Raw genomic sequence first — 10,454 nt, 5'->3', positions numbered from 1 at the left:
TGTTCATCAAAAAAGATTTGTCTAAGAATATTCCTCTCCATAAATTGAAAATACCACAGCCCAAAAGACTGCGGTAGACCCAAAATTTATACTTTCTTATCTTTGTACAAAAAGCCGGCCCTCATCTATTGAGGGACCGGCTTCACTAGTTTACACTGGATAAACTGGATGCTTTCTGTCCGTAAAGGTCACGTCTTTGGTTGAGTAGTATTCAAAACGTTTGATTAAGACATCTCTAAGCTGATTCGGATGGACAATTTCATCTACTATCAGTTCAGAAGCCAATTTATAAATATCAATCGTTTCCTGATATTCCTTCTGTTTCTCTTGTACGAAAGCTATTTTCTCTTTTGGATCTTCTATTCCTTCAATCTTGTTGGAATAGACGGCATTCACTGCTGCTTCCGGTCCCATTACAGCTATTTGTGCACTTGGTAATGCAATACAACAATCTGGTTCAAACGCAGGTCCAGCCATTGCATATAGTCCAGCACCATATGCTTTACGTACTACAACTGAAATTTTAGGTACAGTCGCTGAGCTCATGGCAGATATCAATTTTGCTCCGTGTCTAATAATCCCCGCTCTTTCCACCTTTGTTCCAATCATAAAGCCAGGAACATCCGCTAAAAAGAGTAACGGAATGTGGAAGGCATCACACAATTGAATAAAACGTGCCCCTTTATCAGCAGAGTCTACGAATAGGACTCCACCTTTTACTTTCGGTTGGTTCGCAACAATCCCCACAACTTTGCCATCCATTCTTGCAAATCCAGTAATCAACTCGGGAGCAAACAACTTCTTCATTTCAAAAAAGCTACCTTCATCAATCAGAGCATCAATACACTCATACATATCAAACGGTGCATTCTGATGCTTCGGTATAAGTGAATCCAGTTCCTTTGTTTCCTTCGGTTTCATAGGCTCAATAGCTTTGGTTTTTTGTTGGTAGTTTGCTGGGAAGTAAGATAAATAGTTTTTCGCATATTCAATCGCTTCCTCCTCATTGTACGCCAACACATCCCCACAACCGCTAACTGAGCAGTGCATTCTTGCTCCACCCATTTCTTCCAAAGTCACTTTTTCACCAATTACCTTCTCGGCCATTCGTGGTGAACCGAGGTACATAGAGGCATTTTGGTCCACCATTATGACCATGTCGCAAAAAGCAGGGATATAGGCCCCACCTGCTGCTGATGGTCCAAAAAGGAGACAAATTTGCGGAATCTTCCCAGATAGCTTCACTTGGTTATGGAAAATCCGACCGGCCCCACGACGGTTTGGGAACATTTCCAATTGATCCGTGATACGGGCTCCAGCTGAATCAACTAGGTAAAGAAGTGGGACTCTTAGCTTTTCTGCTGTTTCTTGAATTCGAATGATTTTCTCTACCGTTCTTGCTCCCCAAGAACCAGCTTTTATGGTTGAATCATTTGCCATAACGCAGACTGTTTGACCGTGGATCTTACCAATGGCTGTGACTACTCCATCCGCAGGAAGGTCTCCTGCTTCAAAGTTGGCAAAAATCCCATCTTCCTCGTATTGACCATGGTCAAATAAAAGGTTTAAACGGTCACGAACAAATAGTTTATTTTGCATCTTTAATTTTTCATGATATTTGGGGTGTCCACCCTTCACAACTTGATTCCGTTTTTCCAAAAATTCGGATGCACGGTCACTCTTTGTTGTCATGTTAAACTCCTCCTTTTACGTCTGAAAATCAAGTATTTTGTTTGATCTATTCAAAGCTAATGAGTACATCTCCCTCGTTAACAAAATCACCAGGTTGTACATGGACTTCAGTTATTTTTCCTGCCCCAGTACTCTCAATTGGGATTTCCATTTTCATTGATTCAATGACCAATACTTCTTGCCCTACTTGGATTTCATCTCCTGCTGTTACTAAAACATTCATTACTGTACCTGCCATCGTTGCGTTTACTTGCATGTTCATATCCTCCTAATTAATATGTAATGTTTATTTTTTTATTAGCAAAAGCTCTTGCAAGGATTTGGTATCATATAATCCCTGTTTAAACCACTCTTGTGAAATAATTCTTTGTAGTAAAGGAATATTCGTTTTAATTCCTTCAATTACTGTTTCGCTAAAGAAGGTATTCGCTTGTTGAATACAATCCTCTCTAGTTGCACCAACTGCTATATACTTAGCAATCATGGCATCATAAAAAGGAGTAACGGTTGAGCCTTCTGCATACCCTGCATCAAGTCTTCCTTCTCCAAGCCCTCCCCACTTCAATGTAGAAATGGTTCCTGGAGATGGGAATAACGTATCTGGGTTTTCTGCATATATTCGAAACTCTATAGAATGCCCTCTTTGTACAATCTCCTCTTGACTTAACGGGATTTTTTCTCCATCAGCAATCCGAATCTGCCATTCTACTAAATCAACATTTGTGACAGCTTCTGTCACAGGGTGCTCAACCTGAAGTCTAGTGTTCATTTCTAGAAAATAGATGTTCTCATCTTGATCTACTATAAATTCAATGGTTCCCGCATTCACATATTCAACATGACAGGCTGCTTTAATGGCATAATCATATAGCCTTTTCTTCGTCTCTTCTCCAATGGATTTTGCAGGGGATTCTTCAATCACTTTTTGATTTCTTCTTTGAACAGAGCAGTCTCTTTCAAAGAGATGAACGGTATTCCCGTATGAATCCGCAACAATCTGGACCTCGATATGACGCCCTCTTTCAATATATTTTTCAATAAACATTTCGTCATTTTGGAAATATGCTTTTGCTCTTCCTTTGGTAGACGTAAATGCTTTTTTAAGCTCTTCTTCTGTCTGACAAATCACTAACCCTACACCACCACCACCAGCACTAGCTTTTAGCATGATTGGATAGCCGATTTCTCTTGCATATTGAACAGCTTCTTCCTCGCTTTCTAAGGAAGTACTATTTCCTGGAACAACGGGGACTCCAGCTTCTTTCATTGCTTTTCTTGCCGCGATTTTCTCTCCCATTAAACCAATCGCTTCAGGTTTTGGGCCAATCCATGTAATTCCTTGTTCCATCACTTTACGGCAAAATGGAGCATTTTCACTCAACAATCCGTATCCTGGGTGAATGGCATCCACTCTTTCCTTTTGCGCAATTTCAATGATTTTATCTTGGTTTAAGTAGGATTTTTGAACAGGGCCCTCACCAATTAAGTAGGAGCAAGTAGCCTCTTTCACAAACGGCAGCTCTTGGTCCGCCTCGGAATAGACAGCAACCGTTTCTATTCCTAACTTGTGTGCAGTTTTTATTATTCTAGAAGAAATTTCTCCCCGATTTGCTATTAGAATTTTTTTCAATCTAAAAACCCCTTTCACAACACACCTCTTCATAGTTTTCGACACTTTTTTATAAATTCCTTCCATTTTTGCAATCGCTTACAATATTTTGTATACACAAACTTTGTTGAATTTATTGTATAATATAGTTAACAATTAAATTATCGGAAACATCCAAACAATAAACCAATCAAAAGAATGTAAATAGTATTGGGTTAAGGGGGACTTTTAATGGAATTAAAAGTTGAAAAATTAAAAGTTAACTATAAAACGTTGGAAGAATTCAAAAAGTTTAAGGAATACGGTATACAAGAATTGTCCATGATGGAAGACCTTCAAGCAAACATTATTGAAAATGACAGTGAGTCTCCATTCTACGGAATTTATTTTGGTGATACACTTGTAGCACGTATGAGCCTGTATCAAGTGGATGCTAAGTATGACCGCTATTTCGACCCACAACAAAACTACCTCGAACTATGGAAATTAGAAGTTCTTCCAAGTTATCAAGGGAAAGGGTATGGGACAGCTCTAGTAGAATTCGCTAAAGGGTTTGGATTACCTATTAAAACGAATGGTCGTGTAAAATCCCAAGGATTCTGGGAGAGAATGGGCTTCCAACCAGTCAACTACGATATGGCACGTGACTTGAGTGAGAATCCATTGACATGGCACCCAGACCAAGAAAAAGAAAATATCCAGCATTAATAATATAATAAGATTCATTTATACAAACGAAAACGAACCATTAAAAGGTTCGTTTTTTGTTTTATATCATTTTCCTGATTTCGCTTTTTTCTTCCCTACTTCTTCTTCTAAGTATACAAGTTTTCTAGCCTTTTCCATGACCCCTAACAACGTTTTGTATTCTGTTAGCCAGTGATCTCTTTCTTTTTTCACACCTTCTACTTCATGCTGAAGCTTACTTACTTTCTCTTCTAACTCAAGATTTTTCTCATGTTCAGTCCATTGCCTCTCTATATCTTCAAGAGAATGGATAATACTTCTGATTAGATTTGGTACAGTACCTTCTTGACTTGTACTAGAACTAGCATGCTCAGTATATTGTCTACCATTTGCTTGCCTTTGCTTTTTTCTCTCTTTTCGCTGTTTTTTGGCAAGCTCTATTCCAGATTTGTATTGTTTCCGAACAAGTGAGTTCCAGCGAAACCCGCAAGCAGCAGGGGTTCGTGATAATTTTTTCCCCACTTCTTCAAAGGCTTGCAATTGCGTACTACCCTCTCGAATATGGCGAAGTACCACTTCTGAAAGTAGAACATCCTCATCTTTCGTCCACGCATCCTGCCTAGTAGATGTCATAGGCATCCCTCCCTCTAATTTCATGGATACCTATATATATGCAACTAGTAGAATAGATAGACGATTTCCTCCATAGTTTCAAAGGATTTTCTAAATTTTTTTTACCTTTAGGTTTTGTTCAAGAATTTGGAAACCGCAAGATGGTGTGCGTCTTTTTGCCACAATACTGAACAATTTTCTGCTTCTTTTAACATCCTATCTAGTAAGCTAGATTTATCCAGCTTTTGTAAATATATGTTTTTATAGGCTCGCATTACATCTGGTTCGTGGCTGAGAACAGATTGAAACTCTCTAGCAAATAATTCAAAAGGATCCCCCTCGAACAAACCAGTTAGAAACCCAGCTTCATACAACTCCGATGCATCCCTTTTGTCTGCCTTTAGTAACCATTCCAGTGCGAAATTGGGTTGAAATTTTTCAAGAAAGAGGGTCCCTCCACCCCAGCCGGTTGTTATAGCAAGATTCGCTTGAATAAATCCAAATTTGGCAGTTTTCTTTGCATATCGGATGTCACAGGCAGTCGCGATTTCCATACCACCACCAACTGCCGTACCGTTTAATAGACAAACAACCGGAACAGGAAGTGTGGCCAATTTAAATAGAACATGTGCCATTCTCTCTAGCATTTGATAGCTTTCTTCTGCAGTATGTAATGAGTGAAACGCTTGTAAATCGCCACCTGAACAAAATGCTCTGTCTCCTTCACCGGTAATAACTAGTAATGCGATACGATGGTCTTGTTCGATTCGTTCAATCACTTCTTCAAAACCTTGCATGACTTGATAGTTAATAGCATTGTGGACTTGTTTTCTTTTAATCGTGAAGAATATCGTATGTGGAAACTTTTCTTCTATTGAATAGTCACTCAATGAGTTCACCTCAGTTCTTTTATATAGGCTATTGATTGGGCTGTTACGACGGAAACTACTTCCGGATTCAGTTCCTGTTTTCGGATTACCTGACTTGGAACAGGCACTACTCGGCTGATTCAGTTCCCGTTTACGGTTTGCTCTTTTTGAAACGGGCACTGCTCGGCTGATCCAGTTCCCGTTTTTGGTTTCCTCTTCTTGAAACGGGCACTCCCCTCGGCTACCCCATTCCTTTCAAAAACTAGCTCACACCTGTCCGAAAATATATTTACAATACAAAAAACGCAAAGAGAAAATCTCTTTGCGTTTTCAGACATTATTTATTAACAACTTCTTTACCTTTGTATGTTCCGCAAGCCTTACATACACGGTGAGCTAATTTCATTTCGCCGCAGTTTGGGCATTCTACCATACCAGGGACTTGAAGTTTGAAGTGAGTACGACGTAGTCGCTTCTTAGTTTTAGAAGTTCTTCTAAAAGGTACAGCCATTCTTCCCACCTCCTTAAAAGATGTATCAAAAAGTCAGTTTTGATCCGAATTGTTCATTAGCTGTGAAAGCTTTTCTAAACGGGGATCAATCTTTTCTTTTTCTTCTGCTTCACCGATAACTTCCCATCCTTTACCTGACGGATGAAAGTCATCTTCATTCTTTGCGTCTTCAGCATATACCTGTATTGGAATTTCAGAAATAATCATTTCTAAAAGGACAGGTGTTAAATTCAGCACATCCCCTTCCAGGCGATGTACTTCGTCCGAATCGTCCAAACTATCATAACCATTTGATTGTAAAAGAAAAGTTTCTTTCGACTCAATATGGTAAGGATAATGAACATCCTTTAACGTTCTAGAACAAGGTAGAGTTAAAGTACCTTCTACTGTTAAGTGAAAAGTAACTCTATTAGAACTCATATCGGCTTTTCCCGTCACTTTAGTAGGTGACGCCCCTCTAATTTGAGAGTCTATCCTTTTTAGTTCATTCTCAAGTTCTACTGTTTCGTTAATCTCCAAGCCCTTGTCTCGGAGTTTTTGTAGCTGGATAACAGACCATTTCAATATCATCACCTCAAGGCAACAAAGCTTATTATAGCTTTCATAATTTTAAATGTCAATATGTTTTCCTTTACATTCGTCATTCTTCTCAATCTGTACTCCAATTATTCTAGATGACTAGAAAAGTGAAAATAGAAACAAGTACTGTTTAGGATAACAGAAATTATTGTTACAATAAATAATAAGTTAAGCTATTATTAAACTTTTTCATAATTATGGAGGATAAAGGATGAAAAGTGTAGGTGTTATTGTTGAATATAATCCCTTTCACAACGGACATTTATTCCATCTACAAGAATCAAAAAGAGTTACAGATGCTGATATCGTTATTGCAGTGATGAGTGGACATTTTCTTCAGAGAGGAGAACCTGCTCTCGTTTCAAAATGGGCCAGAACAAAGATGGCATTAAAGGCGGGCATTGATTTGGTTGTTGAGCTCCCCTATCAATTTGCCACTCAACAGGCAGAAGTATTTGCAAATGGTGCCATCTCTTTACTCGAAGCTCTTCAATGTGATGCCTTTGCTTTTGGGAGTGAATCTGGAAACATTACAAGTTTCGTAAATACTCTTCAAGCTGTTAATGATAACGATGCAACTATTCAACAAAGAATTCAACTGGAAGTTAAGAAAGGCAATAGCTATCCAAAAGCCATCTCTAATGCATATGTGAGTTTATTAGAGAAGGATCAGGACGATCTACTGGACCTTTCTAAGCCGAATAATATACTTGGATTTCATTATGTGAAAGCCTTAGTTGAGCAAAAAGGAAACATGAAGCCTTTTACCATTACCAGAAAAAATGCACACTACCATGATGAACATTTTGCTTCTGCAACCATTGCTAGTGCTACCAGTATCCGGAAGGCGATTTTTAATACTACAGAACAGTCAGACTCAGCCCAAATTGCCCAATACGTTCCCTCAACCACCTATGAAGAACTACATTCCTACCAACAGGCAATTGGAACCTTCCATAGCTGGGAACTTTACTGGCCATACCTTCAATACAGAATCCAGACAGCATCACTAGAAGAGTTAAGAAACATCTATGAAGTGGAAGAAGGGATTGAATACCGTTTAAAACAAATCTCCCTAGAGGCTCAAAGCTTTCATTCCTTTATGGAGGAGTTGAAGACGAAGAGATATACGTGGACCCGCTTACAAAGAATGTGTTTACATATCCTGACGAATACTACAAACCATGAATTATCTAAACAGAATAGAAAAGCTTCCTATATAAGAATTCTAGGAATGTCCCAAAACGGACAAGCTTTCATAAGAAAAAAGAAAAAAGAATTGGATATGCCGATTATTTCAAATGTAAAAAGAGAGCATTCAGATCTACTTCATACAGATTTGAAGGCTGCTTTAACCTACAATTTACCGATTCAAAAGAAAAAGCCGCTTAATGAAGAATATAGCAGTCACCCAGTCTTTATATAAGATTGGGTTTTTTATGATTCCATCCTGAACCTGTCCCATTTTCTGACCTAGGTACCTCAGTTTGGGACAGACATCGCCTTTGTTGTCCCGTTTTCTCACCTGGCTACCTTAGTTTGGGACAGACAACTCCTCTGCTGTCCCGTTTTCTCACCTGGCTACCTCAATTTGGGACAGACAACTCCTCTGCTGTCCCGTTTTCTCACCTGGCTACCTCAATTTGGGACAGACAACTCTTCTGCTGTCCCATTTCCTCACCTACACAATCCAGTTTAGGACAGTCAACGCCTTTTCTGTCCCATTTCCTCACCTACACAACTCAGTTTGGGACAGTCAACGCCTTTTCTGTCCCATTTCCTCACCTACACAACTCAGTTTGGGACAGACAGCACTCGTGCACTAGAACCACACCCCAATAACCGGCTTTCAATAAAAAAAGCGAGTAGCCTCTAGCTACTCACCTTTTGGTTCTAATGTTTCCAAATAATCTATTGCATCTTGGAAGTTATCAACCGGAACGATCACAATATCAGATTTAATTTGTTTCTTAACTTTAAGGGCTTCTTGGTAATTTGACCCTTCCGCCCCTTCCTCATTAGGAGCAAAGAAAATTTCAACGCCTTTATTATCGGCAGCCACAATTTTATGTTCAATTCCACCAATGCGAAGGACTTTTCCATCTTTTGTGATTTCACCAGTTCCCGCTATTTCATAACCTTTTGTCCAATCTTCATCTGTTAGCTGGTTATAAATCTCTAAACTAAACATCAGACCGGCGGAAGGTCCACCAATTGTACTAGAGTTAATCTCCACGGATGGATCTACTACAATATCGTAGTCATCTACAAGAGAGATCCCCAAACCAACTGTATCGGGTTGATCAGGGAACGGTGCTGTATGAATAGCAGCTGTATGTGTCATTCCATCCCGAATATACGTTACTTCAATTTCATCGCCAGTATTCACAACAAAATCTTTAAATTCCTCTGATGATTCAAATGCCTGACCATTTACTTTAACAATTTGATCTCCTGGTCTTAATACTTCTTCTGCTGGCATTCCCTCTACTATCCCTATAACGTAAATGCCATGATACGTATACTCTACAGGAATCCCTGCATACTCATATGCTACATGAATAGCGTTTTTCTTTGAATTATCCATTAAAAAGAGTTGATATACATCAAATTCTTCTTTTGTCTCTCCATCGTCACGAATATCCTCTTGCTTTTCTATTTCGTAAAAAGGTCTTATTCGGGCCCAAAGATAAATAAAGACATTAGGTTCCAAGCGGCTTACTGTCGTCAGCATAAAGCTGCCTCTTTCCACTTGAGAGCTTCCCTCTACCTGGATAATGGGTGCTAATTCTTTAGCCGAACCTGGACGATACACATAGTATGGAAGCTTATAAAATGATAGAAAAATTGCAATGATTAAAACTGCGATGAGTACTTTTTGATAGGTTTTACGACTCATGAATGTTGTCCCCTCCAGCGATCCAATACATCTTGCACAATTGGTAATTGTTTCTTAGCTTCTTCTTCTCCTATGTTAATGATTTCTTCAATATTTGTAAACGCCCGCCCACTATACATATCTACTTTAGGACAAATCATGATGTCTGAGGTCAACTCACTTGTTCGAACTAATTCCATCTGCATAATGTCATAACTTTGCATAATGACATCATAAATGGTATTTACCTCTTCATTCATTCGGACGCTAGATACGTCCACACCTATTACAATATCGGCACCCATTTCTTTTACGACAGAAACCGGAACGCGATCAACGACTCCACCGTCTACCAGTACTCTTCCTTGATATTTTTCAGGAACAAATATCCCAGGGATGGCAATGCTCGCACGAACTGCTTCTGCGATGGGTCCTTGAGTAAAAACTACTTTCTCTCCCGTTTTAATATCTGTCGTAACTACTGAAACAGGTATCTCTAAGTCTTCTAAATTTTTATTGTGAGTCAGTAAGCGGATAAACTCCTTTATTCTTTTCCCAGCAATAAACCCCATTTTAGGGACCGTAAAATCCAAATAATACTTCCTTCTAAAAGCTTTAGAAAGGGTATACAGCCATTCAATCGAATGACCTGAACTATAGAAGCAGGCAACAATGGAGCCCATACTGCTCCCTGCAATCATATCAACCTTTATGCCTGCATCTTCCAATGCCTTTAAAACGCCTAAATGTGCAAACCCCCGTGCTCCTCCTGCTCCTAGAGCAATTCCTATTTTAGGCTCTTTCAAAGGGTCCCCCCCTTTATTATGAGAATCAGAGATAGTGGTCTAATTCCTTTTTTGGTTGAGTATATTAGTATAGGTTGTTATTCAGACAAGCCTAATCTTCAGCCTTATACCTAACTTTATGCTGTTTGTTTTTGTAAAATGAATTAGCATTGCCACCTTAGGGAGGGAATACACATTTGCTCAACCGATCTCATTTAAAAACAATAGCTTT

Annotated in this window: 11 protein-coding genes; 2 read left to right on the top strand and 9 right to left on the bottom strand. The window is 39.1% G+C overall.

All coding sequences use genetic code 11. From position 1 onward, the window contains the following. Nucleotides 1–150: 150 nt before the first annotated feature. Genes ABDZ91_RS16125 through ABDZ91_RS16115 form a run of 3 tightly spaced genes read right to left on the bottom strand, consistent with a single transcriptional unit; the run spans nt 151 to nt 3,322 of the window. The gene (locus ABDZ91_RS16125; RefSeq protein WP_343800968.1) at nt 151–1,692 is read right to left on the bottom strand and encodes an acyl-CoA carboxylase subunit beta; all 1,542 of its coding nucleotides are present in this window, start codon (nt 1,690–1,692) and stop codon (nt 151–153) included. Nucleotides 1,693–1,738: 46 nt separating this feature from the next. Beyond that, nucleotides 1,739–1,948 (bottom strand): acetyl-CoA carboxylase biotin carboxyl carrier protein subunit, encoded by a 210-nt coding sequence (locus tag ABDZ91_RS16120; protein WP_425541843.1) that lies wholly within the window; start codon nt 1,946–1,948, stop codon nt 1,739–1,741. 30 nt (nt 1,949–1,978) lie between these two features. Beyond that, nucleotides 1,979–3,322 carry an acetyl-CoA carboxylase biotin carboxylase subunit gene (locus tag ABDZ91_RS16115; protein ID WP_343800962.1) on the bottom strand — a complete coding sequence of 448 codons (1,344 nt, stop codon included), beginning with the start codon at nt 3,320–3,322 and terminating at the stop codon, nt 1,979–1,981. Nucleotides 3,323–3,532: 210 nt separating this feature from the next. Between ABDZ91_RS16115 and ABDZ91_RS16110 the strand changes: the two genes are divergently transcribed. Beyond that, on the top strand, nt 3,533–4,009 hold the full coding sequence (locus tag ABDZ91_RS16110) for an N-acetyltransferase (RefSeq protein WP_343800959.1): 477 nt from the start codon (nt 3,533–3,535) through the stop codon (nt 4,007–4,009). Between the two features lie 66 nt (nt 4,010–4,075). On the opposite strand, the gene ABDZ91_RS16105 is transcribed toward ABDZ91_RS16110, so the two are convergent. The 4 genes from ABDZ91_RS16105 to ABDZ91_RS16090 all read right to left on the bottom strand — a co-directional run bounded on the left by ABDZ91_RS16105 (nt 4,076) and on the right by ABDZ91_RS16090 (nt 6,550). Then, nucleotides 4,076–4,621: an RsfA family transcriptional regulator gene (locus ABDZ91_RS16105; protein WP_343800956.1), complete on the bottom strand. Its 546-nt coding sequence runs from the start codon at nt 4,619–4,621 to the stop codon at nt 4,076–4,078. A gap of 107 nt (nt 4,622–4,728) precedes the next feature. After that, nucleotides 4,729–5,490, bottom strand: coding sequence for an enoyl-CoA hydratase/isomerase family protein (locus ABDZ91_RS16100; protein ID WP_343800953.1), 762 nt, complete (start codon nt 5,488–5,490; stop codon nt 4,729–4,731). Nucleotides 5,491–5,806: 316 nt separating this feature from the next. Then, complete coding sequence (gene rpmF / locus ABDZ91_RS16095) at nt 5,807–5,980, bottom strand: 50S ribosomal protein L32 (protein ID WP_097159476.1); 174 nt, start codon at nt 5,978–5,980, stop codon at nt 5,807–5,809. Between the two features lie 33 nt (nt 5,981–6,013). Continuing rightward, on the bottom strand, nt 6,014–6,550 hold the full coding sequence (locus ABDZ91_RS16090; protein ID WP_343800946.1) for a YceD family protein: 537 nt from the start codon (nt 6,548–6,550) through the stop codon (nt 6,014–6,016). A gap of 220 nt (nt 6,551–6,770) precedes the next feature. Between ABDZ91_RS16090 and ABDZ91_RS16085 the strand changes: the two genes are divergently transcribed. Next, nucleotides 6,771–7,985, top strand: coding sequence for a nucleotidyltransferase (locus tag ABDZ91_RS16085; RefSeq protein WP_343800943.1), 1,215 nt, complete (start codon nt 6,771–6,773; stop codon nt 7,983–7,985). 450 nt (nt 7,986–8,435) lie between these two features. Here the strand turns inward: ABDZ91_RS16085 and ABDZ91_RS16080 are convergent, their stop codons facing one another. Further along, nucleotides 8,436–9,458 carry a SepM family pheromone-processing serine protease gene (locus ABDZ91_RS16080; protein ID WP_343800940.1) on the bottom strand — a complete coding sequence of 341 codons (1,023 nt, stop codon included), beginning with the start codon at nt 9,456–9,458 and terminating at the stop codon, nt 8,436–8,438. Further along, nucleotides 9,455–10,243, bottom strand: a complete 789-nt coding sequence (locus tag ABDZ91_RS16075; protein WP_343800937.1) for a patatin-like phospholipase family protein — start codon at nt 10,241–10,243, stop codon at nt 9,455–9,457. Before ABDZ91_RS16075 ends, ABDZ91_RS16080 begins: the two co-directional genes overlap by 4 nt. Between the last annotated feature and the right edge of the window lie 211 nt (nt 10,244–10,454).

The organism is Bacillus carboniphilus, assembly GCF_039522365.1.
Classification (GTDB): domain Bacteria; phylum Bacillota; class Bacilli; order Bacillales; family JC228; genus Bacillus_BF; species Bacillus_BF carboniphilus.
Note: the sequence above shows the minus strand (reverse complement) of the source record. Positions and strands in the feature narration are given on the sequence as shown.

Coding starts and splice junctions, on each gene's coding strand:
- ABDZ91_RS16125 (WP_343800968.1), bottom strand. CDS start 1,692: ATGACAACAAAGAGTGACCGTGCATCCGAATTTTTGGAAAAACGGAAT.
- ABDZ91_RS16120 (WP_425541843.1), bottom strand. CDS start 1,948: ATGCAAGTAAACGCAACGATGGCAGGTACAGTAATGAATGTTTTAGTA.
- ABDZ91_RS16110 (WP_343800959.1), top strand. CDS start 3,533: ATGGAATTAAAAGTTGAAAAATTAAAAGTTAACTATAAAACGTTGGAA.
- ABDZ91_RS16105 (WP_343800956.1), bottom strand. CDS start 4,621: ATGACATCTACTAGGCAGGATGCGTGGACGAAAGATGAGGATGTTCTA.
- rpmF (WP_097159476.1), bottom strand. CDS start 5,980: ATGGCTGTACCTTTTAGAAGAACTTCTAAAACTAAGAAGCGACTACGT.
- ABDZ91_RS16090 (WP_343800946.1), bottom strand. CDS start 6,550: ATGATATTGAAATGGTCTGTTATCCAGCTACAAAAACTCCGAGACAAG.
- ABDZ91_RS16085 (WP_343800943.1), top strand. CDS start 6,771: ATGAAAAGTGTAGGTGTTATTGTTGAATATAATCCCTTTCACAACGGA.
- ABDZ91_RS16080 (WP_343800940.1), bottom strand. CDS start 9,458: ATGAGTCGTAAAACCTATCAAAAAGTACTCATCGCAGTTTTAATCATT.